The following is a 23761-nucleotide window of genomic DNA, read 5'->3' on the forward strand; positions in this document are numbered from 1 at the left end:
TCTCACACAAAGCGAACCGCAAAGTGCCGGTATTGCGTCTGCATCGGGCGAGGGGCATCTGGCGGGTGATGGTCTGAGCTGAGATGTTAGCCACAGCGCAAGCACCGTGGCTAGATACGTGGCGATGACCCAGATCACTATACTGTCCGGCGTTGAGCAGCGTCGCCGTTGGAGCGACGAGCGCAAGCTTGCCTTGGTGGAGGCAGCCATTGTGCCTGGCGCGTCGGTTGCCGCTATCGCGCGCGATGCCGATATCTCTCCGTCGTCGATCTACCGTTGTCGACGCGAACTGTGCGGCAAGCTCGGGCAGCCGACTGGCTTTGCGGCCGTTGCCGTTCATGCGGATCCGCCCATCGACCACGGCGTGTCAGACATGCTGGTCATTGAGCTCCGCGGTGCAATTATCCGTGCAGCTGGCAGCGTATCTGCGAACTTGCTGGTGGCGGTGTTGCGCGAGCAAAGCATGATACCTATTCCGAGCGGGGCACGGGTCTGGATAGCCACCGGCAAGACGGACATGCGCAACGGGATGTCGTCGCTGGCGATGCAGATCCAGCAGGGATTCGGACGCAACCCGCATGCCGGTGACCTCTATGTTTTCAGAGGTCGCCGTGGCGATCTGCTGAAGATTCTGTGGCACGATGGGCTCGGAATGTTGCTCTACGCAAAACGGTTGGAGCGCGGTCGGTTCACTTGGCCATCGACATCTGACGGCGTCATTTCGATCTCGGCAGGGCAACTCGGCTTCCTGCTGGAAGGCATCGACTGGCGAAATCCACAATACACATTCAGGCCCGAATTAGCGGGCTGAAACGCCCGGTTTTCCTAGGCTTTCGGCATCAAGCGCCTCGACAAATCGGCGGTTTTCTGCTGTAAAATGAGCCTCGATGGATAACGCCTCCGAGGCCTCCCGATGATGTCGAAGCACTCAAAGCGCTGATTGCCGAGCGCCACACCGTCCTCATTGCCCGCGTAGCTTTACTCGAGGCCGAGGCACTTGCCGCCATCGCCCAGGCTCAGGTCGCCGATGCACACGCCATTATCGAAGACCTCAAGCTGCGCATCGCCAAGGCACGTCAGGACAAATGGGGACAGTCGTCCGAGCGGCACAGGCAGTTGCTCGACCAGCTCGAGATGCAACTCGAGGACGTTGTCACTACCGCAACCGAGGATGAGCTCGCCGCTGAGATAGCGGTCGCCAAGCTAGTGCAGCCGGCGTTCCCGTAGTGCCGTTCACTCGCAAAAAGCCAACCGCGCTCCGCTATCTGCCGATCTTCCCCGGCACCGTGTCGTCGTACCCGCCCCAGAGAGCTGCCCATGCTGCCACGGTGCGGAGCTGAGGAAGACTGGCGAGATCCGCCAGCGCGTAGCGTAATCTGGATCCGTTCTATGCACTGACCCCGGGGAGAAGCCTGCTACCCCGTGGTTGGGGCCTCCTTGGATATCGGTGCGCCGTTCATTAAGGTGTCACAAGATGGCCACGGACTTGTGGCCGTGATCGCGCCGGCACGAGACCTTGAATGACGACAAGACTTCACCTGGAGGACATCATCCAGCCGGCCGCGCTTGCCTTCGGAGCGCGCGTCAAGGCGCGACGGAAGGTGCTTAGGCTTACCCAGACCGACATCTATAAGCGTACGGGGATCGGGATCGGCTACCTGTCCTCGATCGAGAGGGGCCGTGCGAACCCGACGCTGGACATGATGATAAAGCTCTCGGCAGCGTTAGATCTGGAGATCTGGGACTTATTGCGTCCTACCGACGAGTAGCCAGGGGGCTGGGCGCGATATGAGACTAAGCGTCGTCAATTGATCTCGTCGAAGATATCCGGGAAAATGTTGACGATGTTGGTGTCGCTAGAGTCCCGGCGAAAGGTCTTCGGATCGACATAGGTATCGGCAAAACAGGGATGGATCGCCCGGTCAAAACACTCACGGAGCCATTTCACTGCCGCAAGAATGGCTGGGGATGGCTTAGCCTTGGAAAGATATACGAGGCGGAGCTCCCGTCGTATTCTTAATTCCAGAGGTACGGGAGCCGCAGCACTTGTGATTTCGCTGACAAACGTCGGCAGTGCACCGATACCACCCCCCTCGTGACCGACCAAAGCTGAGATAGCGACGAGTTGGTTCGCATCGCGATGAAGTCTTGGGGACGTTCCGTACCAATTAGGAAGTCGAGAAGTTCCGAGAGCACACCAGGACTGACATGCTCTACAACCCGATGATTTTTGAGCGAGTCCATCGTTGATGGGATACCATGGCGCTGAATGTAGCTCTGGCTCGCATACACAGCGAAATGAATCGTAGCCAGTTTCGAGGCAATGAGATCCGCCTGCGTTGGCTGTTCATACGTCAACCAGATGTCGGCCTCGTGGGTCCGGTCGCGCTCAAGATTGTAGTCGAAATCCAGACCAATGGTCATTTCGGGGAGGACCGCCTGCAGCCTCGACATCCGCGGTGTCAGCCACAATGTTCCGATACCCTCGGTGCAAGCGATGGTGAGCTCTCCAGGCTTCACGAGAACGTCCTTGCTACTCGCTGCAAGATCCCACTCTGCGGCGTGGCCCATCGCCTCGCCAATTCCTAGGAGCTTTTCTCCGTCCTCGGCTAGCACGATCCCATTGGCGCTGCGATGTACCAAGGTCAGACCGAGCCTTGCCTCAATGCGCTCGATCCTCCGCCGTATCGTGTTGACCACGACGCCATGATCTGAAGCAACCTTTCGCATGCTGCCGAGCCGCAGGACGGCCCGGAACAGCCTCACGTCGTCCCATTGCAGGTTGGCGAACTCGGCATGGTGTTTAGTGTTCGCCCTGGAACACGTGGCTCAACTTTTGTGAGCCTGTCAGTCAGACGCCTTCGCAATATCACCTTCGCTACGACGCCGTTCGCACGACAGTCCCGGGGATATCGAATGTTTCAAGACGTTGGCAACCCGATAGGCTCCCAACCGACCTCTTTCTGGAATGGTTGCTTCAATGAGCGCATGGGTGCGCTCATTGCGCGTAATCACCGTCGGCAAGTCCGGCTACAGCGGCTCCCTTCCGGTAGCACCATGAAGATGATCGATGAGGTGCGCGCGCTGCTTCCTCTGGCGGACGGCGTCCATGTTGCCCAAATGCCCGAGAAGAACCTTGATATCGTCCGATCCTTAACCGTGCCCGGGGAAGATGGGGCAGCGGGCATCTTCGCCTACCTCCCGCTCAATGCGTACGGAGCATGGGCGCTGATGACAGGCCGGTATGATGGCAGCAGGCCCGACCCGGCATGGATCTGCTCGGCAGGCGAAAAACCATCGGCCATCGCGATCTGGCTGATCGTCGCGCCGGGGCTGTTGATCCGCATGTTCGAGCCCATAGCGCGGCTCTTTCGCGAACTTTGTCCGGAGGGCTGCGCCATATTCTCGTACGGAGCGACGGATGCTTCGGCGAGCATCCAACGTGCTGTCGGTTTCCGTCCGGCTCAGGAGATGTTCCCCGCTGCCTCCGCCCATTTGGTTGCGGCATGCCCGCACAATTCCGTACCGATCGATATAGCCCGGACCATCGAACGGGAACGTCGGGGGCATGTGCACGTCGGCATGGCACGTTCGATTAAGGACATGGCCAAGGTCTTCTCGGTCCGCTCCGCCACCTTCCAAGCTGAACAGGCATGCCCTTACGAGGAAGAGTTCGACGGCAATGATTTTTGTGCGACACAGATTCTGGCTTATGTCGGTGATGATCCGGCTGCGTGCATCCCCATCCGCTATTTCGGGGATTCTGCGAAGCTAGAACGCCTTGCTATTCGCCGCGCGTATCGAAGCCGAAGCTTATCGCGTCCTTTGGTCGAAGCAGCGCTGGCTCACTGTGCGCGGAAGGGCTTCCGCCGGATATACGGACATTCACGCTCGGACCTAGTCGGATTTTGGCAGCGTCTAAGTTTTGATGTCATCCCGGAACGCCCGCCTTTCTTGTTCTCAGACGTGGAATATGTCGAGATCGTCGCGGAGCTGGCCGCGGATCCGCTCGAAATCCGGTTCGGGATAGATCCAATGATGGCGATCAGGCCGGAGGGCCGTTGGGACGAGCGGGGTCCCCTCGACATGTCGCTCGTCCGTTCGTCGTTAGCGGCATGACCAGGGTGTCGGGCCGCCCTCAGACGGAACCCACCACGGCATCGGGGGCAGAAGAGATAGCTGTGCGGGATAGCGCAGAGGTGCGATCGCGTTTTGCGGACCGCGTTCAAGCCTTGCTCGGCAAAATGGGGCTATCCAAGGACGAGCTTGCGGAGCGGAGCGCGCTGCCGTCAAGCCGGGTCGATCGCATCCTAGCTGGCAGCCTAATCCCGGTCACTTTCCGCGACATGACTGTCATCGCCGCTGCTCTCGGGACGCCGGTTTACGCCCTTCTTCTCCCTACCAGCGCGGCGGTCGAGGTCGTATCGCTCGAGGTAGTTGAAGAGCGTGGACCGGGCGACGCCTAACTCTTGGGCGACGTCCGTAGCGGTTGCGCCTGGGGCGCTGAGCCTTTCACGAATCTCCGGTAATTTGTCGGGACCAAGCAATTGCTTGCGACCTGGGGACGACATCTCGGCGGGATGCGTCTTTATGCCGTGTAGGTGCCGGTAATGGCTGTCGAGTGCATCAAGCATCGCGTGGAGCTTATCATCGGCGCCGGGCTCGACAATAATCCGGGGCGTACAGATTTCAAAGCTGACGCCATTCCGAAGCAGCTTGGCAATCGCTCGCACGAGCATGGGGGTCGCGATCGCGAGGCAGGAGAGATCATGGACTTTGACGCGATCACCGGCCTCAAGGCCGATGCCCTTGCGCTCCAGCAGCTCGCTGAGCTGGCTGAACGTCTTGCGGCCCGCGAGGACCTCGATGTCATCAGGGTTGAGGCACGATTGTTGGTTTTCGATCGTCGCCGAGCCCGGTGTTTGCGCTAGGAAAGCGACGCTTTTGCCCAATCTTCTGCCCTTTACGCGAAGCGCATTATCCTGAGACCGCGACGCTTCGCGCCGTCACCCCAAAAAAAGAGATTTTCTACGCCAGGCCACCCCAATCGGCAACCGGGCGAGAGCGGGACAGCGGAGGCAATTTCGAAGGCGCAATAACCAGATACGTCATTGCCACCTTGCGATTGCGTGTTGCCAGATCTGTCAGTTATAGAATAGGATCAAATTTGTACTAAGCTGGCGGAAGGCGGTCATGCTTCCAGTGGGTCTCACGGCAAAGGCGATCCAGGTCTGCGCAGCAGGGCTCGGAGGTGGTGTGACGCCGCTGCCAGCGCCTTATGCGATCTCGGTACATGCGGGCGCGGCGCTGAGCCGTGAGCCCGTTACCGAAGCGGACGCCGAAGCGACTGTTCGGGATCTCATAACGTTGGGCGCAGATTTCGTGGCGGGACCACTTGCGATCAGCGGACGCGACTTTGCGACCTACGGCGTTACGCCCGCATCAGTTTTCGATGCCTGCTCGCTCGCGCATATCGATGACGGGGCGGCTTGCACGCCAGCAGGCGGTGCGCCGACGGTCTCAAATGTCGCCGCGCTGGTCCGGCGCGCTTTCGGCGCCCGGATCACCGACACGATCCGCCCTATGAACGCGAGCTACGGCGCGCGGTATAGCTGGCACAAGGTCGGCCAGGCGGTCGATTTCGTGCCGGCAGGCGGCGTCAATTCGATCAACCGCGATCAAATCCGCGCGCTCATGGGACACAGCGGGATCCACCTGATCGAGCTGCTAGGCCCGGGTGATCGCGGGCACTCCAATCATTGGCACATCGCCTTTGCACGTCCGGATCAAGTGATCGACCGGACAGGGCCGGTCGAGGAGGAGGATGAAGACTGGATCGTCAACGTCGCCAGCGCTGATGCGCAGGCGTCGGCGCCGGTCGAGACCGAGGCCCACAGCGCGCCGGCCTCGGTTTTGCAAACCGAAGCGAAGGCCCCGCCACAATGGGACGTCTTTGCCAGCGCAGCTTGGCGCGCTTCTCAGGGAGGTGGTTCATGATGCGACGTCTTCTAAATAAGCTGAGCGCCGCCACGGGTGCGATCGCACTATGTGCGGGCGGTTTGATCGCCGTCGCGGCGCCCCAACCGGCGTATGCGTCGGATTGGGGCTGCCGGGTGGTCCTGTGCCTCGCAACTCCGGGGTCGCCGACCAAGTACGCGGAGTGCGTGCCTCCGATCACGAAGCTGTGGAACGCGCTGGCGATGGGCGGCGGGTTTCCGTCCTGCACCGGGGTCGGCATAAAAATGAAGTCGGCGAAGCATGGTTATACCATGACCGTGACCGAGCCCGACGGCAGCACGTCACGCTACTCGCTGGATACGCGCTACCAGACGGTGACGCAGCAATGATGCACGCCGTCGCCGCCCTCACCGTGCTGGTGCAGCAATGCGCGTCTGAGGTCGCGACCGAAGCGGTCGTGCCGCTCGTCGTTACGGAGAGTGGCGGCGACGATCTTGCGATCAACGTCAATCGTGGCCCGCGCGTGCGGGCCGGCTCTATTGCCGAGGGTGCCGCGTTGGTTCGGCACTACATGGCGCAGGGCTACACGGTCGATGTGGGCTTGGCGCAGATCAACTCGGCCAATTTCGCGCGGCTCGGCGTCAGCGTCGAACAGGCGTTCGATCCGTGCACGAACCTGCGTCTCGCGTCGTCGCTGCTGCAAGAGGGCTATGGTCTCGCCAGCCGCCACTACAGCGGCCTCGACGCGATTTCCGCGACCTATTCGCTCTACAACACCGGCACGCTGACGCGGGGCTTTCGCAACGGGTATGTCGGTCGCGTGTGGTCGGCCGCGAGCGGCATAGGCACGATTCAGGCCGCGCCGCCTATTCCGGGTGCGCCCGCTGTGTCGGCCGCTGCAACCAGCGCGGCCAAGCCCGCTAGTAGCGACGATAGCTGGGTGGTCGGTCAGATCGCTTCCAACTCAGTCGAGGTCTTCAAATGAGCGTGGATAATACCGTCGCGCGGCCTGGGCGGGACGTGGAGCCGGGAGCCGGAGAGGCTGGCTTCAGGATGCCGCCCGATCTGGCCGAGCGGTACGACGTTCGCGTTGTCCCGGCAAAAGACCCCAACGACGTTCGTATGGGCATGTTTCGGGCGGGTGATCGCGGTGACCCGTCGATCGAGATCTTGGGCAACGGCGATCGGATCGTTGCTCGGAAGGAGGACCCTGAGACCGTCGGCGCGCTAGTGAAGATCGCCAAGCATAATGGTTGGGAGGGGATCGACGTCGATGGATCGCCCGAGTTCAAGAAGGCCGTATGGGAGGCCGGATCGCGAGAGGGGCTGACGGTCCGCGGTTATGAACCGAGCTTCGCAGAACAGGAGCGGATGGCGGATATCCGGCGTGCTGACGAAGCACGGCGCGAACGCGAGGCGGCTGCAAAGCCGGCGCCGGTCGTGGAACCGGTTGCGCCAATCGCGGCGGTCGCCCCGATCGAAGCGACGGTTCCGGCGCGGTCGGCCAATGTCGGTCGCGAAGCCGTTGCGGAAGCGGCGCCAGCGCAAGGCAGCACGGAGTTGTCGGATGCCGACAAGCGTCTGCTGCTGACGCTGAGCGTCTATACCCAGGACCATAAGGCGCTCTCCGAGAGCCTGACACCGAACCTGGAGCCGATGGAACGGGAGTTCCGGTACGAGCGCCTCGAAGTGAACAACGAGGCGCTCAACGGCGCGCTGGAGCAGGCGTTGGAAAGCGCGACCTTGGCCAGCTCGTTCTCCAAGGCGGGCTATGAGCCCGACGATCTGCGCCGGATGGCGCGTGATGGGGAGTGGGAGGGTGAGGTCGCGGATGCGGTCTACATCGTTCGGTCGGGGCTTAATCGTCACGAGGTGGCGAAAGAGTTGGTCGCGTCGTTTGTAGAGTCGGAGCGGGCGGACGAACGGGCTGGGACGCTGATACCGTATCCGCATCAGCAGCAGGAACCGGAAATCATTCGCGAGGAGCGGGTGCACGGCGCTGACGCCGCGCGGGACGAGAATGAGGAATTGGCGGAGCTGTTCCTGCGCGGCAGCGAGGAGCGGATTGCGTCTGACCCACGCCTTGCCAATGCGGTCGAAGCGCAGGTGGCAATGGAACAAAATATTAGCGCGGCTTTCGAGGGAGACGCGGACCGCATCATGTCCGCCAATCTCGAGAGCCGCGAATTGATCTCGGCCGCGCTGTCGCGCGGCCTGGATGTTTCGGTGCGTGAGCCAACGCCCGTTCGGCAAGTCGAACCGATCCAAATCACCCCCGACCTCGAGAGGTAAACGCAAGCCATGGAGACGCGTATGAAGTTCACTCAGCCGATGGGCCGGATGATGTCCGATCGCCGTGCTCGCCAAATTATCGGCATCGCAGGTGCGGTTGCCCTCGTTGCGATCGCACAGCCCGCCCTCGCACAGAGCGGCGGTACGTCGATCGAGACCGGGCTTGGCACGATCAAGACGTGGATGACGACGGTCGCCTCGGTCGTCGGCGTGATTGCCGTGATGGCGGTCGGCTATGCCAAGCTGACCGGCCGGATGGACTGGGGCAAAGCGGTCACGGTGCTGATCGGTATCGGCATCATCTTCTCGGCCGCGACGATCGTCGGCTGGATGGGCGGCTCGGCGTAACATGGAAGACAAGCTTGCCGAGGATAGAGTGTTTCTTGCCCTGACCAGGCCATCGGTGTTCATGGGATTGCCGCTCGAGGCGATCCTGCCGATCATCATGGTCTGCATGGTGTTCTGGGGGATATTCCATAATCCCTTCTACCCCCTGGCCTTGTTCGGGGCGCTTTATCTGCCGGCACGCGCAATCTGTCACTACGACTTCAACGCGTTCCGGCTGTGGGGCCTGTGGTTCCAGACGGGCTTTCTATCAAAGAATCGCAAGTTCTGGGGGGGCGGAAGTTACTCTCCCGTTCGCCTCGCCAAAGGCGTGAAGCGGAAGCATTTCGGCAATGACTGACCCCAAGCTGAAGCATAAGAAGATCACGCTTCGTGAGGCGGATGACATCAAGTTCATCCCCTATACGCGACACGCCGACGACACACTGGTCGCGCTCGAAGACGGCTCACTCATGCGCATGTACCGCGTCGATGGGCGGCCGTTCGAGACCAGCGACATCTCCGACCTCAACACATGGCATAGCAAGCTCAACATCGCGTGGCGCTCGATCGGTGATGATCGCGTGGCGATGTGGACGCATCTTGTGCGCACTGCGACCGACCCGGTTCTCGGAGGCAATTTTCACTCCGCCTTCGCGCGTCAGTTGCAGGACAGGTACGCGGAGACGCTGCGCGAGAAGGTTCTCTACCACAACGAATTTTACGTCACGATCCTCGTGCGCCCGTCGAGCATGGCCGGCGATCAGGTGGGGCGCTTCTTCTCGAAGAAGCAGGCCGACGTACAGATCGATGATCGCGCGATGACGCTCATGGCGGACAAATGCCGCGATTTTGAATCGCTGCTCGCCGACGTCACGCCGGAGGCGTTGTCACTCTACGAGCATAACGGCGTCATGTTTTCCGAACCGATGGAGGTGTTGCACTTCATCCTGACCGGCGATCGCATTCGTATCCCACTGCTCAACGGCAGGCTCGGTCAGGCGCTCTATTGCTCGCGCATCGTGTTTGGCCGCGAAGCGGCCGAGATCCGCTTGCCGCACACATCGCATTACCTCAGCATGTTCGGGGTGCGCGAATATGTCGCCAGCACGCGGAGCGGGCAGTTCAACAGCCTGCTGACGCTCGATTTTCCGTTTGTTCTGACCCAGAGCTTCGCGCCGCTGGTGAAGTCGGTTGCGAGCGATCGCTTCACGAAAAAATACAAGCAGATGGTGTCGTCGGACGACGCCGGTGTCAGCCAAGCGGAGGAGCTGCTCGAGGGTGTCGACGATCTCATGGCGAACCGCTTCGCCATGGGTGAGCATCATCTGTCGATTTCGGTTATCGACGAGGATCCGAAGCGGCTGCTGGAGCGCCTGTCGATCGCCCGATCGGCCGCGGCCGATACGGGCATGGTGATGGCGCGCGAGGACGTCGCACTGGAAGCCGCCTTCTGGGCGCAGCTTCCCGGCAACTTCAGGATGCGCGCACGCCCTGCAGTCATCAACACGCGCAATTTCGCGGCGCTCAGCCCGTTCTACACCTTCCCGGCCGGTCGCAAGTCCGGGAACCACTGGGGCGATGCGGTCACGCTGCTGAAGACGCGGGCGGGCTCGTCGTTCTGGTTCAATTTCCACCGCGCCGATATCGGCCACACGCTCATCATCGGCCCAACAGGCGGTGGTAAGACGGTGCTGCAAAACTTCCTGCAAGCGCAGCTCGAAAAGACCGGCGCCAAGCAGGTCTTCTTCGACAAGGATCGCGGTGCGGAGATCTTCGTGCGCGCCTGTGGCGGCACCTATCTGGCGTTGCGTAATGGCGAGCCAACTGGCTTTGCACCGCTGAAGGGGCTGACCGCCAGCCCGCACAACATTGCGTTCCTGCGGCAGTTCATCCGCGTGCTGGTGCGCCGCGAGAACCGCCCGCTCAGCGTCGCCGAAGAGCGACTGATCGACGAGGGTATCGACGCGGTGATGCGCCTGCCGGCGCCATCGCGTTCGTTCAGCGCGCTGCGCGAGATGCTGGGCTACTCCGATGCCGAGGGCATCGGGGCGCGGCTCGAGCGCTGGTGCCTGGGCGGGCCGCTCGGTTGGGCGTTCGACGGACCGGAGGACGAGGTGTCGATGGCGGCGCAGTTCGTCGGGTTCGACATGACGGACTTCCTCGAGAACCCCGAGATCCGCACGCCGACGATGCTGTACCTGTTCCACCGTGTCGATGAGCTGCTGAACGGGCAGCGTGTCGTGGTCGACGTGGACGAGTTCTGGAAGGCGCTTGAGGATGATGCGTTCCGCGCCTTTGCGCAGGACGGCCTGAAAACCTTCCGTAAGCGCAACGCCTTCATGGTGTTTGGCACGCAGTCGCCGGCCGATGCGCTGCGCTCGCCGATCGCACACTCGATCATCGAGCAAACGGCGACCAAGATCCTCCTGCCTAACTCGGACGCCAAGCGGTCGGATTACTGCGAGGGGTTAGGCCTGACAGAGGCTGAGTACCGGCTGATCCGCGAGGATCTGACGCCGGAGAGCCGCACCTTCCTAGTCAAGCAAGGGCACACCTCGATCGTGGCGAAACTCGATCTGGGTGGGATGCCGAACGAGTTGAAAGTGCTTTCTGGCCGCGAGGAGACGCTCGTCGCCATGGAGGAGGCCATTGCCCATGCGGGCAACGATCCCGCGGCGTGGCTGCCGCATTTCTACGCCAACCAAAGGAGAAGCTGACATGTCGCTAAAGCACATCGTCATGGTTGCAGCCGCGCCGGTCGCGCTCGCTGCGTTCGCGTCGCCGGCCGCTGCCCAGGGTATCCCCGTGTTCGATACCTCGACCTACGTCCAGGCACTCGCGCAGGTCCAGAATACGGTCAAGATGATTGATCAGGGCAAGCAGCAAATTCAACAGGCGCAGGACTCGTTCAATTCGCTCTCGAAGCTGACCAACGTCAACAGCATCGCGCCGCAGCTCCTCAATTCGCAGATGCGCAACCTCCTGCCGAACACGACGATCGATGTCGCGACACTGACGGGAGGCGACTTGACCAAGCTTGGATCACTGTCCGGCTTGGCGAGCAACATCCAGTCTCGGTACGCGCTCTCGGCAAGCGGATCATCCGCTGACGCCGCTTACGCGCAGTCTCTCAAGGACGCCACTGGGTCGGCTGCGGCGACTGCCGCTCTGGGCGAGAACACGCTTAGCGTCGCGCAGGCCCGGATGCAGGGCCTCGACCAGCTCCGTGAGCAACTGTCGGTAGCGAAAGACCCAAAAGACGTCATGGATCTTCAAGCGCGGATCTCGGTCGAGCAGGCACAGCTTCAGAACGACATGCTCAAGATGCAGGCAATCCAGATGGCACAAGCTGGTGAGGCCAATCTGGCAAATAGCGGCGCAGAAGCCGCGGCAGCACGTAATGCCGCCGCTTTCTACGATGCGAATACGATCAGGAAGTGAAAATGAAGAAGTTCTTGCCATTTTGCGCAGTGCTCATTGCTTGCGGCTGCCAACAAGAGGTCGCCGTACCGACAGCACAGGAGCTGATCGCCAACCGCTCTTTGCTCAAGGAGTGGCAAGCGAAATGCGATACGGGGCAGTATAGCCACATCACCACTGAACAGAAACCCAGGTACTGCTCCACAACCGAGGAAGCCAGCATATCTGTCACCGAGGCAGCCGCTGCGAAAAGCGCGAGCGATTTCTATAATGCTAATACAATAAGAAGGTGATTGTGCGGTGTAACCCCGTTTCTGTGTCTTAAGGTCTAGCAAAGATGCCAGCCGCCACTCCAATCAATATCATGACGTTGTTCACGACCATGTATTCGTACGTGGAGACAGCTATCGCGACGTCTGTTGCCTCATTTGGATCCGGGCTCGTTATATTCGTTGCTGCGCCACTTGCGCTGGCCGCAATAATCTATTTTCTTCTGCTAGGCTTTGCAGTTCTAAGGGGCGCGATACAAGCACCCCTACGAGAGCTGGTCTTTCAAGCGGGCAAAGTCGGGTTCGTGCTCGCCGCTGCGGGCGCCGTCGGCTACTCGGCATTCGTTGTCAATGTAGTGACGAACCTGCCAAGTGAGATCATCGCGGCGGGGTCAGGCACTCCTATCACGAACCCTGGCACTACTTTCGATACGTATGTCTCCGATACTGGCAAGCTCGCAAGCAAGATGAGTTCGGCTAACGCAAAGGTACAGTTGATGCCTTCAAAGGGCCTAACTGATGTACGTACACCACTTATTCAGCTTAGGTGCTGGGTAATTACGTATTCTTGCATCGGCCTTCTCTACGTTTTTGCATTCCTTTCCGCCTCGATCGGTTTTTGTATCGTTATCTTCGCCAAGCTGTCGGTTGCAATTTGCGTCGCCCTTGCGCCGCTCGCGCTTGCTTGTCTTCTGTTCAACTCGTCTCGCTGGCTGTTTGATGGTTGGCTGAAGCAGACCGTCAACTTCATTCTGCTAATGGTCGTCATGGCGATCATGACGAAGTTCATTACTGGCCTTCAGGAGGCAGCAATGGACGGGATAATGAACTCTGTTGGGGACGGCTCCGGCTTCGTGACCATCGAGGGTACGACCTTTACTTTGTCAGCCGATCTCATCCTTGCTGCGACCTTGGTTTGTTGCGCAATATACATTGTCGGCTCGATATTCTTCTTCCAGTCGCCAGCAATTGCTGCTGGCATCGCAGGTGGCGCCTCCTCTGGTGGCCATGGCTTCCTGCAAACCGGCATGAACATGGCTGCGAACCGGCTCATGTTTAAGCGCGCCACGCAGGGGAACAAGCCAGGCGCAGGACGCGGCCCAGGCGGATCGGCAAATCGCTCGTCGTAGATCGGCTGATTAGCCGCTTTCGGACCATCGATCACGCACACCGCCCGCGTGGCAAAGATACGAACGGAGACCGTATGAAAAGGCTGACCATCATGGCGTTAGGCGCGGTCGCGCTTAGCGGCTGCACCGGGACTCACATCAAACCTGTCTCGGTGTGTGACGGGAAGCACCGTCGTCCTGCCAACCTTTACGGGACGGTCCTACCCAGCCTTCCCGTGCCCCTGCCGGCGTCTCAGCAAGGTCCCGGTCAGTCGATCGTCGCACCTACCGGTGCAGCATCTCCGGTGCCGGCGCCGGCACCTGTTCCAGACCCAGTGCTGATGCGGGATGACACGCCGGCACCAATGCCCATTCCATCCCCGGCGCCGGGCGCCGCCCCTGCTGCGCCCATGGGACCTGGAGCGATGAATGTCCCGCGATCAGCGCCTCGAACGTCCCAGCGGGACGTCGCGCTGACCTACTCCTCTTGCTGAAGGGATCGACGCCATGGGCGCGGTGAAGTCCGAAGATAAAGAGAAATACTTCGAGACCTCGAGGACGTGGGAATACGACCGTATGCGGGCGGCTATCCAGTCCAGGAAGATCGCTTGGGGTGTTGCCGCGGGGGCCTGCACCCTCGCCGTAGCGTCGGCTGCGGCCGTGGCGATGTTGGCCCCGCTAAAGACCGTCGAGCCCTATGTCATCCGAGTCGACAAGTCGTCCGGCGAAACACAGGTCATCACGGCCCTGAAGGGGCCGCAGCCGCGCACCTACGACGATGCGGTCAACCGCTACTTCATTTCGCAATATGTTCGGATGCGCGAAGGCTGGCTGAACGATGCTGCACGCGAGAACGCCTATGCCGTGATGCTGATGAGCGACCAGCTCGAGGGCGCGCGTTACCTGAACGGTGTCTCGGCGAACAACAAGAACGCGCCTTCAAACATCTACGGCAACAAGGGCTTCGTCTCGATCTCGATCCGGACGATCAGCTTCCTCAGCCCGACGGTCGCGCAGGTCCGCTACACCAAGATCATCACCATCGGTCAGAACACACCGGTCGCGCAGAATTGGAACGCGATCCTGACCTTCCGGTACACCACAGCGCCCGAGCATGAGAAGGATCGCAATATCGATCCGCTCGGCTTCCAGGTCGTCAATTATCGTTCCGATCCGGAGGCGTGAGATGAGCGATCAGCCAACAATTCCGGACGATGGCGAGCGCGTCGTCGTCCCCTTCATGCCAGAGCTTCGCAAGAAGCTGGCTGTTCGCCTGTCACCATCAACCACAGAATTGGTGGTGACAGATACCGGCTCGAAAAGCCGGTTCTGGCGCTCGGTTGGTGCGGTGTGGCAACGCCTCGTTGCGTTGTCGATCGTCGGGGCCGCTGCGGTCACGTTGATCCCACAAGCGGCGTTTGCGTCGGAGACCCCTATCCCTGGCGGGAAGGACGCGCGCGTCCGCAACGTCAATTACGATCCCGACCAGGTGGTGACGATCGTCGGCAGTTTCCGGCACGCGATCGAGATCCAGTTCGGTCCGGGCGAGACGGTGACGCAAGCGGCACTCGGCGACACAGTGTCGTGGCAGATCGCCCCGGTCGGCAACGTCGTCTTCCTGAAGCCGCGTGAGAAGGCGGGCGGGACGAACCTGATCGTCATCACGAACGCGGGCGGAACGCCGCGAACCTACCATTTCAATCTGTCGCTCGGAACGGGTGATACGATGTACGGTGTCCGCTTCCGTTATCCGCGCGAGGAACGCGCCATGGCGGCGCTCCAGGTGCAGCTCGCCCAGGCGCAAACCGCCAAGGCGATCGAGACCAACGTCGCCCAGGCAGCGCTCGACCATGCCGTAATCGAGGGCACTCGGAACATGAATTATACGGTGCAGGGCGACTCCGCGCTGCAACCGACCGAGATCTCCGACAATGGCGAGTTCACGGTACTGCGCTATCCAGGACACGCTGACATCCCCTCGATCTTCGCGATCGACGTCGACGGGACCGAGACCATCGTCCCCTACGATGTTCGCGAGGATTTCGTCGTGATTCATGCGGTCTATCGTCAGATCCGCCTCCGGCGCGGTTCGACGGTGCTGTGCATCTACAACGAGGCGCCGCTGCGCAATGATCGCGGCGATCGCACGGGCACCGTCTCCAATGTGGTCGAACGTAAAGTGAAGGGACAGTAACATGGCCAGCACCGTCATTGACCGGGGCGGCGACGTCGCTGCGGATACCGTCCCTTCGAGCGACATCGATAGCCCGGTCGCACGCAGTGGCGGGTGGGGCAACATCGCCTTGATCGGCGCCGGGGTCGGTCTCCTCGGCACGATGGGTGGCCTCATGATCGGCTATAGCGCGTTCCACCAGTCCGCCAGCACGGCGTCGGCAGCTCAGCCCGCTAAGGCCAGCGAGCGATCTGTGGACGATGTGATGGGCTCTGCGAACGCGCAGCGGGCGGCGTTGGCGGGCCAGCTTGGGCAACCTAACGCTGTACAGACCGACGTGTTCGGGCGACCGATCACGCCAGCGGCCGGCACCCAGGTCGCCGATGCGAACGCGAACCCCGTCTCGGCAACCACCACCGCGTCAAACGGGCAGCAGTCGCCGGCGCAGCGACGGGCCGAGCAAGCTCACGCGATGGCGGATGCGGCGCGGCGATCGCCGATCATGGCCTTCGGCAATACCGGCACGGCATCGGCCATGCCTGGCGCGGGCATGGAAGGGCAGCAAGGGGGGCCCCAAGGCGATGGGTCGCGTGGCGGGCAATCCACGGTCGCGCGACAAGGGTTCGGCGCAAGCGGGTTCGGGCCGTCGGGTGACGATACGCTGGCTGCGCCGGCAAAGGGCGCGACCGATTTCAACGACCAGCTCAGCCACGCCGCGATCCAGACCGTCCGCGCCACGATGGTCGCCGACCGGAACCTGCTGCTGAGCGCCGGTACGGTGATCCCCTGCACGCTTCAGACCGCGATCAATTCGACGCAGGCCGGGTTCGTGTCGTGCGTCATCAATCACGACGTCTATTCCGAGAACGGTCGCATCGTCCTCATCGACAAGGGGACCAAGGTGCTTGGGCAGTATTCGGGCGGCATCACGCAGGGGCAGGCTCGCCTGTTCGTGCTGTGGACCCGCGCTCTGACCCCCCGTGGTGTTGCGATCGATCTCGGTTCGCCCGCGGCCGACAGTCTCGGTCGCGCAGGGCTTCCGGGCGGTGTGGATACGCAGTTCTGGGCGCGGTTTGGCGTTGGGCTCGTCATCTCGGTGCTGGAGGATTCCTCGCAGATCGCCGGTCGAGCACTTGCCAATGAGGGTAGCAACACGACGCAGGTTCCGGGGCAAACCGGGCAAACGGTGCTCCAGAATACGATGACCATCAAACCGATCCTGAAGAAGAACCAGGGCGACACCGCTGCGATCTTCGTCGCCAAGGACTTCGATTTTCGCTCGGTTTATGACGTGGGGCTGAGGCGCTAAGCCGATGGCATCCAGCCCGACGTCGCTCATCTACGAGCATAATGCCGAGCCGATCCGACGGCATCTTCTTCGCGACGACGTGACCGAGCTGGTTATCAACGAGCCCGGGGTGATCGGTCTCGAGACGCGCAACGGGTGGGAGTGGCATGAAGAGCCGGCGCTCGACAACGCCGCTCTCATGACGCTGGCCAAGCTGATCGCCGGCTTGACCAAGCAGGATATCAACTCCGAACATCCGGTCTGCTCCTCGGTCCTGCCCGGGGGCGAACGCGCACAGGTCGTCGTTCCCCCGGCCGTCGAGCAAGGTTTCATCTCGATCACGATCCGCAAAGCGTCGGGCGTGACCATGAACATTGACGATTTCGAGCGTGCCGGACTGTTCAGCGAGGTTCGCGCACACGGGCTCTACGGAGATGTCGATGCCGATCTGCTGCGCTTGCGCGAGGCGGGCGACTGGCGTGGCTTTTTCAAGCTGGCGGTCGAGGCGCGCAAGAACATCCTGATTTCCGGCGCTACCGGCTCGGGCAAGACGAGCTTCTCAAAGGGGCTCATCAAGCTGATCCCGGACTATGAGCGGATCCTGACGATCGAGGATACGCGCGAGCTGGTCGTGCCGCAGCGCAACCACGTCCACATGATGTACGCCAAGGACGGGCAAAGCCTCCAGAAGGCCGGGGCCAAGGAGTTGCTGGAATCGGCGCTGCGAATGCGGCCCGATCGCATCCTCCTGCAGGAGCTGCGCGATGGCACGGCGTTCTTCTACCTGCGCAACGTCAACAGCGGCCATCCCGGCTCGATCACGACTGTCCACGCCAACACGGCCGAGGGCGCGTTCGAGCAGCTTACGCTGCTGGTCAAGGAGTCGGAGGGCGGCAACGATCTCGACCGCCACGACATCCGGTCGCTGCTGCGCTCGCTGGTCGATATCGTCGTGCAGATGCACCGGCTGCCGCCTGGTGAGGGTCGGCCGGCGCGCTATCGCATGACGGAAGTTTGGTTCGATCCAGCGAGCAAGCCGAACGATTAGGGAGATTATGGCGTGAGCGGTAAATGGATTTGGAGCGACGAGGGGTCGCAGCCGGCAGCGATCGCGTTTTTGGCCCTGATTGGGTTGGTGATGAGCGCGGCGATCGGCGCGGTCGCCGTTCTGTTCAAGGCGCACTTGCTCAATGCACATACGCCGTGGCGCAAGGTGCCCGCCGCGCTTTGGGCGCTAAAAGGATATCCGATTGTCTATCAGCCGTTCCTGATCGGCTTCGGTGTCGGCATGGTTCTGACCGTCATCATCATCATCTCGACGTTGTTCACGCGACAGAAGCTGCATGGCGAAGCACGCTGGGCGCGCATCAACGAGGTCAAGAAGGGCCTGCTGCTCTCCCAGACCGGCATCGTGCTGGGCAAATTCAATGGCAAAGTGATGCGCTTTGGTGGTCCCGAGCATGTCATGCTCGAGGCACCGACCCGCGCCGGCAAGGGTGTCGGCGTCATCATCCCCAATCTGCTCGACTGGCCGGACTCGCTGGTCGTGCTCGACATCAAGCAGGAGAATTACGAGAATACCGCCGGCTACCGGAAGGAGGTCCTTCGGCAAATCGTGCTGCTGTTCAATCCGCTCGATACGAGTGGCCGCACCGTGCGGTGGAATCCGCTGGGCTACATCAACCGGCGAGATCCGGTCGAGGTCATCAACGAGCTGCAGAAGATCGCGGCGATGCTCTACCCCGATCCGCTGACTGGCGAGACGTTCTGGGCCGAGGGCGCGCGCACCGCGTTCCTCGGCGTCACAGCGTATATCGCCGCAACCGTCGACGATGGGGAGAACGCCCTCCCCTTCACGCTCGGCGAGGTTTATCGCCAGTTCGCGGCTGTCGATGCACAGCGCCGTTTCCCCAAGATCATCGCGGCGCGCGAGAAGGCTGGTAAGCCGCTCTCGACCGCGTGCGTCTCGGCGATCCAGGATTACACCGGCTCGTCGGCAAACACCTTCTCCGGCCTGCGTCAGTCCGTCACGTCGAAGATCAATGCCTGGCTGAACCCGTATGTCGATGCGGCGACGTCGGAGAGCGATTTCGATCTGAGCGAGTTCCGCGACAAGCGGATCTCGCTTTACCTCGGCGTCTCGCCCGACGATCTGGAGCGGGTTGCGCCGATCTACGGCTTGCTTTTCCAGCAGCTCATCGACCGAAACGTCCGCGAGTTGCCGAAGGAGGGCGTCCACCAGGTCAAAGTGCTGCTCGCACTCGACGAGTTCGCCAGCCTCGGCAAATGCACCGTGCTGGCAAATGCCTTCAGCTATGTCGCTGGCTATGGATTGCGGATGCTGCCGGCGTTCCAGTCGCTCGAGCAGATCCAGGGCGTCTATGGCGACAAGGTGGCGGCCGACATCGAGCGCAACTGCGCGGTACGGCTCGTGCTGCGTCCGGCTGCCTTGTCCGAGGCGAAGAAGATCTCTGACCAGCTCGGCAGTTACACATACAAGGCGCGGTCGCGCTCGATGGGCACCTGGGGTGGCGGAGGTGGGTCGACGTCCGAGTCCGATCAGCGCCGGCCGCTGATGCTCCCACAGGAAGTCGAGCTGCTGCCGGAAAACGATCTGATCGTCTTCCGGCGCGGCATGTACGCGACCTACGGCAAGAAGGTCCGCTATTACGCGGAGAAGCACCTGATCGAGCGGACCAAGATACCGGCGCCGCAAATGCCCCCGATCCGCGTCGACCCCGCGATCGCGGCAAATAGTTTGCGCGTGATCGAGGCGACGCAGGCCGCCGATGACGCTGCAGCTGCCGCTGCCGCGGCAGCCACCCCATCCGCGTCCGATGCTGCTAGTCCGACGGGAAGCCAAGTTAAGAAGGGGCGGAGACTAAATCGAGCGGCGATCAAGGATTGCCTTGCGGTTCCGCCAAAAGAGCAGGTTCGCAAGCTCTTCGACGGTGTTTGCACCGTCGAAGAGAAAGCTGCGTAACTCGGGGTGTAGATGTCATCGCTAATTGGCACGGTCTGTTAGAGCTATTTGTCACCTGTCTCGGCCTTACCGCCCTTTGGAAAATGACGATAAAAGGTGGAGACATATCGATCACAAAGGTGTCACCGCCGATCCGGCTCGCATAAAATCGTTCGTCGATATTGCTGATGGCGGAGAAGGTGTCGGTCGCGGGGCGGGTCGCATCGAATTCCGGTGCATGTCGTCCGTCGCGCCTGGTTCCGGCGCGATCTACCAAACGAGCCGGTAGCCGGCGTCGAACAGGAACATCTCTCGCCCCCAGATTTCGCGGTGAATGACATCCCTCGTCGGATACGCTTCGAATAGAACCAGACGCCCCGAGCCTGGCACGGGTAAGATCATGCCGATAAGGTAAGACTGCACAGCCTAATCCGATATTCTTGTTCCACACACCACAATACGAGGCAGCGGTTAATTCCTGAAACTCGATCCTATTTCGAGAATCAAAGCTGGCACGGGCCGCGTTGCAAAAGGGGTCCCTTTTGCGACGGCAGGGGCACCCAAAGATAGCCATTCCCCCAGCGAACCGCGCCACCCGAAACCGGACATTGCTTAATGACGGGATTTTCCCGAACTTGGTGCGTGCCAGCGTGACGGAATTGGTAGACGTATCGCTACAGCGATCTCGGCGACGGGTGCGGGTTCGATCCCCTGCCGTTGGCAACTCTGCCCACATATCAGTCGGCAGTGGGAGCGGCTAAGCAGCGGTATGGATAGCGTCAGGCCTGCGCTTCGCTCTCTGCAACGTAGCGGCGCAGCACGCGGTTAATTTCGGTCTGGTAGCCGCGATCATGGGCGTGCTCCTTGAACCAGCTCACGATATCGGCATCGAGCCGGAGCGTGACGGGCTTTTTGATAGGGCGATACAGACCTGGCCGGCGGGCATGCTTCCACGCTTCGGCCGATGCTTCGGGGATATCGATGGTGTCGATCTGATCGTCCGGCAGAGCTGCGAGCCGATCGAGCTGATCCTGTAACTCGGGACTAAGCGCTTTCTTGCTCATAGCGTTTCCTTTCGTGTGCCGTTGCTTTTCGGGCGCTGATGATCCGGACCCGGTCTTCGTTATCCGGTTGCGGATGGCTGTGAACGACCACCAGGACGACAACAGCACTGATCATGCCGATAGCGTGCCAGCGCTGCTCGCCGCCTTCCATGCGATCAGGAAGGACCACGTAGAGCGGATCGCTCCAAACCTCGCGCGCCAGCTCGAAAAAGACCCCGTGCTTGGCGAGATTCGATGCGGCCTTCCATCGTCCCACAAAAAATCCACCGCCGCTCCTGTATTTACGGATGTGTATGTACACTATGCTGTTTTCGCAAGTGAGCAGCGGCAGTTACGCCCTCAAACTGTCGTTCGCTGAGCGAATACCTAAAGCCGGAAGCTGCCGTTTGTTCAGCTCGGACGCTGCGGTGCAGTCGTAGTCGTAGTCGTTAGACTGCCACACCCATTTCATATCGGGAGAACCCTAGGAGGGCCCTCCCGATAGCGGATCAGACAGTCACGACGATCTTGCCGATCTGCTCGTTGGACTCGAGGAAGCGGGTCGCTTCCTGAATCTGGTCGAACGGGAATGTCCGCGACACCAGCGGGTCTAGTTTGCCGCTTTCCAGACCCTTGGTGATGAATGCCTTGGCTCGCGCCAGCGCTTCATCATCGCCGACAATTTCGGTGTACAGGTAGCCCTTGATCGTCAGGCTTTTGCCCAGCACCGCGAACTGCGGAAACGGCCCGTCGTCTGGGCTGAGGGCGCCATATTCCAGCAGGATGCCGCCCACAGCCATTACCTCGGCGAATTGGGCGATAGCAGGACCGCCGATCGGATCGAACACTACGCGAGCGCCCTTTCCGCCGGTGATCTCGTTCACACGCGCGGCCAAATCGCCATCGGCGGTGGCGATCACATGATGCGCACCGGCATCGGTCAGCGCCCGAGCCTTGGCATTCGTACGGGTGGTCGCAATCACCGTCGCCCCGACGCTGCGAGCCACCTGGATCGCCGCGATGCCGACGCTGCTCGATGCGGCTGACACAATGACGAAGTCCTCTGCCGTGACCTTCGCCTGATCGACAAGCGCACCCCAGGCGGTGGTATACTGCATCCAGGAGGCGGCTGCCTTCTCGAACGAGAGGGCGGCGGGGTGCTTGACGACGTAGCGCGCCGGGATGTTGATGATCTCGCCGTAGGTCGACCAGCGCGACATATCGAGCGTTGGGATGACGCTCACGGCGTCGCCATTCGCAAAGCCTGACACGTCGCTGCCGGTGGTCTTGACCAACCCTGCGGCCTCGTACCCGAGCCGCGAGGGGAACTCCGCTTCCTGAAGGTAAGCGCCGTTGCGGAACATTACCTCTGCGCGGTTCAAGCCGATCGCTCTGACTGCAATCTGCACCTCATCGGCGGTAGGTGCAGGAACCTCGATGTCGTCGATGCGCAGCACGTCTGCGGGGCCGTATTCGTGAAAGCGTACAACGCGGGTCATGGTCTGATCCTCTGGTAGATGGATGGCTATTGGAATGAAGCGGTTCGGCCGGCGTTTACATATTGATGGCGCGGACGAGGCGGACGCCCCAGTCCTCGTCAGGGTTCGTGGTTCCGTCACCCAAGCGCTCCTGCATCACCGCGACCGCTAGGTCCCGGCGCTTGGGGAGCCTGTCCTTCTCCGCAACGTCGAGAGCCGCAGGAATCTCGGCGAGGGTCAGGTCGGTGCAATAGACCGGCGCGCCGGCCTGCTGACGCCACGAGGCCGCCAACGAGCCAGCATCGAAGGCATCCAGGCCGGTATCGCTCACCAGTTCCATCGTGATCCGCCGATCGCGCTCACGGTCCGCTGCAACGGGAATGGCTATCCGGTCCGGTGTCCCTGCCGGCTTGCCCTTCTTGGCAAGAGAGGCGGAGCCGATCGCATTCCATGCCTTTGCGATCGGGCGGCAAAGTTGCTCAGCCACCCACAGGCTTTCCACCTGTCCGTCTTCGATCGCCTGGATCTTGGAGTCCCGGAACGGGTAATAGTTGGAGGTGTCGATCACGACCGTCTCCTCAGGCAGGCGAGCCACCAACGGTGCAATTGCGGCAATACGGTTGAGAGGTATCGAGAGGATGACGACCTCAACGTCGGTCAGCGCATCCTCCGTCGTCACGGCACGGGCGCCGGCTGACAGGAGCTCGGGATCGATCGTCTCGGGCCCGCGAGAGTTGGCCACCTTCACCTCATGGCCCGCCTCGCTCAACCTCGTGACGAGTGTCTTGCCGATATGCCCTGTCCCAAGAATGCCGATCTTCATGTGTCGTTCCTCTGCGATCATTGCGTCGCACCGGGAATTATGGTCAGGTACCAGAACTGACAAGAACCTACTGATAGGTGGGTAACTCACCAAAAGGTAAGTGACACATGCAGCGTGACTGGCAATGCGAGGACCCACAGCAGCAGCTCGTGTGGGCCGCCGCGACGAGCGAGGCCCTCCGCGTCCTGGAGGGCAAGTGGAAGATGGTGATCATCTTCCAACTGTTTGCCGCACGAGCGCCTTTGCGCTTCTCCGAGCTGGAACGTCGTGTCGAAGGCGTGAATCAGAAAATGCTGATTCAACAGCTAAAAGAACTGGAGAAGGACGGGATCGTCACCCGGACGATCTATCCTCAAGTTCCGCCCAGGGTCGAATATGCGCTGAGTGAAATCGGCCTGGCACTCGGGCCGTCGATCGAAGCGCTAATCGATTGGACGTTCATGCGACGTGAGGCCGAGACGTCGGCTAAATCGGGAGAACAAGGGTCAGTGTAGCTTAGACGGCTGCTAATTCGATTGAAGCCCCAAAAGCGGATGGCTGCTTTCCTCTCCCATCACGACATTCGCGAGAGGATAGCCCTCCGAAATCGGTCATTCGCAAAGATTATCCAGCGTCTGAA

The 23761-nt window shown here is 61.2% G+C and carries 27 protein-coding genes and 1 pseudogene; 21 read left to right on the forward strand and 7 right to left on the reverse strand.

The genetic code is table 11. The features are described from left to right. The first annotated feature begins 124 nt into the window (after positions 1 to 124). Complete coding sequence (tnpB, locus tag AC59GX_RS18775; protein WP_497302235.1) at positions 125 to 811, forward strand: IS66 family insertion sequence element accessory protein TnpB; 687 nt, start codon at positions 125 to 127, stop codon at positions 809 to 811. 167 nt (positions 812 to 978) lie between these two features. Here the strand turns inward: tnpB and AC59GX_RS18780 are convergent, their stop codons facing one another. Continuing rightward, entirely contained in the window at positions 979 to 1140 is a 162-nt protein-coding gene (locus AC59GX_RS18780; RefSeq protein ID WP_497302236.1) for a hypothetical protein, read from the reverse strand. Here AC59GX_RS18780 and AC59GX_RS18785 point away from each other — a divergent pair. Together AC59GX_RS18785 and AC59GX_RS18790 are read left to right on the forward strand one after the other, a co-directional pair. Then, positions 1063 to 1227 (forward strand): IS66 family transposase, encoded by a 165-nt coding sequence (locus tag AC59GX_RS18785; RefSeq protein WP_497302327.1) that lies wholly within the window; start codon positions 1063 to 1065, stop codon positions 1225 to 1227. The two genes, AC59GX_RS18780 and AC59GX_RS18785, sit on opposite strands and share 78 nt — an antisense overlap. Before the next feature lie 293 nt (positions 1228 to 1520). Then, entirely contained in the window at positions 1521 to 1769 is a 249-nt protein-coding gene (locus tag AC59GX_RS18790) for a helix-turn-helix domain-containing protein (protein ID WP_497302237.1), read from the forward strand. A gap of 247 nt (positions 1770 to 2016) precedes the next feature. Here AC59GX_RS18790 and AC59GX_RS18795 read toward each other — a convergent pair whose 3' ends face one another. Further along, on the reverse strand, positions 2017 to 2766 hold the full coding sequence (locus tag AC59GX_RS18795; protein ID WP_497302238.1) for a LysR substrate-binding domain-containing protein: 750 nt from the start codon (positions 2764 to 2766) through the stop codon (positions 2017 to 2019). Between the two features lie 291 nt (positions 2767 to 3057). Here AC59GX_RS18795 and AC59GX_RS18800 point away from each other — a divergent pair, with 291 nt between their 5' ends. Next, positions 3058 to 4119 (forward strand): GNAT family N-acetyltransferase, encoded by a 1062-nt coding sequence (locus AC59GX_RS18800; RefSeq protein WP_497302239.1) that lies wholly within the window; start codon positions 3058 to 3060, stop codon positions 4117 to 4119. 203 nt (positions 4120 to 4322) lie between these two features. Here the strand turns inward: AC59GX_RS18800 and AC59GX_RS18805 are convergent, their stop codons facing one another. Continuing rightward, positions 4323 to 4952: a recombinase family protein gene (locus AC59GX_RS18805; protein ID WP_497302240.1), complete on the reverse strand. Its 630-nt coding sequence runs from the start codon at positions 4950 to 4952 to the stop codon at positions 4323 to 4325. Between the two features lie 241 nt (positions 4953 to 5193). Between AC59GX_RS18805 and AC59GX_RS18810 the strand changes: the two genes are divergently transcribed. The 16 genes and pseudogenes from AC59GX_RS18810 to AC59GX_RS18885 all read left to right on the forward strand — a co-directional run bounded on the left by AC59GX_RS18810 (position 5194) and on the right by AC59GX_RS18885 (position 20521). Continuing rightward, a complete protein-coding gene (locus AC59GX_RS18810) occupies positions 5194 to 5997 on the forward strand; it encodes a lysozyme family protein (protein ID WP_497302241.1) in 804 nt (267 codons plus the stop codon). Next, on the forward strand, positions 5994 to 6347 hold the full coding sequence (locus tag AC59GX_RS18815; protein WP_497302242.1) for a hypothetical protein: 354 nt from the start codon (positions 5994 to 5996) through the stop codon (positions 6345 to 6347). Before AC59GX_RS18810 ends, AC59GX_RS18815 begins: the two co-directional genes overlap by 4 nt. Beyond that, positions 6344 to 6943, forward strand: coding sequence for a lytic transglycosylase domain-containing protein (locus AC59GX_RS18820; RefSeq protein WP_497302243.1), 600 nt, complete (start codon positions 6344 to 6346; stop codon positions 6941 to 6943). The genes AC59GX_RS18815 and AC59GX_RS18820 overlap by 4 nt, the downstream gene beginning before the upstream one ends. A gap of 68 nt (positions 6944 to 7011) precedes the next feature. Continuing rightward, positions 7012 to 8250, forward strand: a complete 1239-nt coding sequence (locus AC59GX_RS18825) for an LPD7 domain-containing protein (RefSeq protein WP_497302244.1) — start codon at positions 7012 to 7014, stop codon at positions 8248 to 8250. 21 nt (positions 8251 to 8271) lie between these two features. Then, complete coding sequence (locus tag AC59GX_RS18830; RefSeq protein ID WP_426283629.1) at positions 8272 to 8598, forward strand: TrbC/VirB2 family protein; 327 nt, start codon at positions 8272 to 8274, stop codon at positions 8596 to 8598. A gap of 1 nt (position 8599) precedes the next feature. Next, positions 8600 to 8935, forward strand: a complete 336-nt coding sequence (locus tag AC59GX_RS18835) for a VirB3 family type IV secretion system protein (RefSeq protein ID WP_107955824.1) — start codon at positions 8600 to 8602, stop codon at positions 8933 to 8935. Further along, positions 8928 to 11294, forward strand: a complete 2367-nt coding sequence (locus AC59GX_RS18840; protein WP_497302245.1) for a VirB4 family type IV secretion/conjugal transfer ATPase — start codon at positions 8928 to 8930, stop codon at positions 11292 to 11294. Before AC59GX_RS18835 ends, AC59GX_RS18840 begins: the two co-directional genes overlap by 8 nt. A 1-nt stretch (position 11295) precedes the next feature. After that, the gene (locus tag AC59GX_RS18845; RefSeq protein WP_497302246.1) at positions 11296 to 12018 is read left to right on the forward strand and encodes a TrbJ/VirB5 family protein; all 723 of its coding nucleotides are present in this window, start codon (positions 11296 to 11298) and stop codon (positions 12016 to 12018) included. 2 nt (positions 12019 to 12020) lie between these two features. Beyond that, positions 12021 to 12290, forward strand: a complete 270-nt coding sequence (locus AC59GX_RS18850) for an EexN family lipoprotein (RefSeq protein WP_497302247.1) — start codon at positions 12021 to 12023, stop codon at positions 12288 to 12290. A gap of 71 nt (positions 12291 to 12361) precedes the next feature. Then, positions 12362 to 13396: a type IV secretion system protein gene (locus AC59GX_RS18855; protein ID WP_497302248.1), complete on the forward strand. Its 1035-nt coding sequence runs from the start codon at positions 12362 to 12364 to the stop codon at positions 13394 to 13396. A gap of 486 nt (positions 13397 to 13882) precedes the next feature. Beyond that, entirely contained in the window at positions 13883 to 14560 is a 678-nt protein-coding gene (locus AC59GX_RS18860) for a VirB8 family type IV secretion system protein (protein WP_497302249.1), read from the forward strand. Position 14561: 1 nt separating this feature from the next. Further along, a complete protein-coding gene (locus AC59GX_RS18865; protein WP_497302250.1) occupies positions 14562 to 15569 on the forward strand; it encodes a TrbG/VirB9 family P-type conjugative transfer protein in 1008 nt (335 codons plus the stop codon). Between the two features lies 1 nt (position 15570). After that, on the forward strand, positions 15571 to 16857 hold the full coding sequence (gene virB10 / locus AC59GX_RS18870) for a type IV secretion system protein VirB10 (protein ID WP_497302251.1): 1287 nt from the start codon (positions 15571 to 15573) through the stop codon (positions 16855 to 16857). A 4-nt stretch (positions 16858 to 16861) separates the two neighbouring features. Next, on the forward strand, positions 16862 to 17884 hold the full coding sequence (gene virB11 / locus AC59GX_RS18875) for a P-type DNA transfer ATPase VirB11 (protein ID WP_497302252.1): 1023 nt from the start codon (positions 16862 to 16864) through the stop codon (positions 17882 to 17884). Positions 17885 to 17896: 12 nt separating this feature from the next. Continuing rightward, positions 17897 to 19819: a type IV secretory system conjugative DNA transfer family protein gene (locus AC59GX_RS18880; protein WP_497302253.1), complete on the forward strand. Its 1923-nt coding sequence runs from the start codon at positions 17897 to 17899 to the stop codon at positions 19817 to 19819. Positions 19820 to 20442: 623 nt separating this feature from the next. After that, positions 20443 to 20521, forward strand: a pseudogene (locus AC59GX_RS18885). A 56-nt stretch (positions 20522 to 20577) separates the two neighbouring features. On the opposite strand, the gene AC59GX_RS18890 reads toward AC59GX_RS18885, so the two are convergent. The 4 genes from AC59GX_RS18890 to AC59GX_RS18905 form a co-directional block, all read right to left on the reverse strand. Further along, positions 20578 to 20862 (reverse strand): BrnA antitoxin family protein, encoded by a 285-nt coding sequence (locus tag AC59GX_RS18890; RefSeq protein ID WP_497302254.1) that lies wholly within the window; start codon positions 20860 to 20862, stop codon positions 20578 to 20580. Beyond that, positions 20843 to 21163, reverse strand: coding sequence for a BrnT family toxin (locus AC59GX_RS18895; protein ID WP_497302255.1), 321 nt, complete (start codon positions 21161 to 21163; stop codon positions 20843 to 20845). The genes AC59GX_RS18890 and AC59GX_RS18895 overlap by 20 nt, the downstream gene beginning before the upstream one ends. A gap of 187 nt (positions 21164 to 21350) precedes the next feature. Beyond that, positions 21351 to 22340 (reverse strand): zinc-dependent alcohol dehydrogenase family protein, encoded by a 990-nt coding sequence (locus tag AC59GX_RS18900; RefSeq protein ID WP_497302256.1) that lies wholly within the window; start codon positions 22338 to 22340, stop codon positions 21351 to 21353. Between the two features lie 55 nt (positions 22341 to 22395). Continuing rightward, complete coding sequence (locus AC59GX_RS18905) at positions 22396 to 23163, reverse strand: NADPH-dependent F420 reductase (protein ID WP_497302257.1); 768 nt, start codon at positions 23161 to 23163, stop codon at positions 22396 to 22398. Positions 23164 to 23249: 86 nt separating this feature from the next. Here AC59GX_RS18905 and AC59GX_RS18910 point away from each other — a divergent pair, with 86 nt between their 5' ends. Further along, on the forward strand, positions 23250 to 23636 hold the full coding sequence (locus AC59GX_RS18910; protein WP_497302258.1) for a winged helix-turn-helix transcriptional regulator: 387 nt from the start codon (positions 23250 to 23252) through the stop codon (positions 23634 to 23636). Positions 23637 to 23761 lie beyond the last annotated feature (125 nt).

It is taken from the genome of Sphingomonas sp. 320_CC (genome assembly GCF_059691795.1).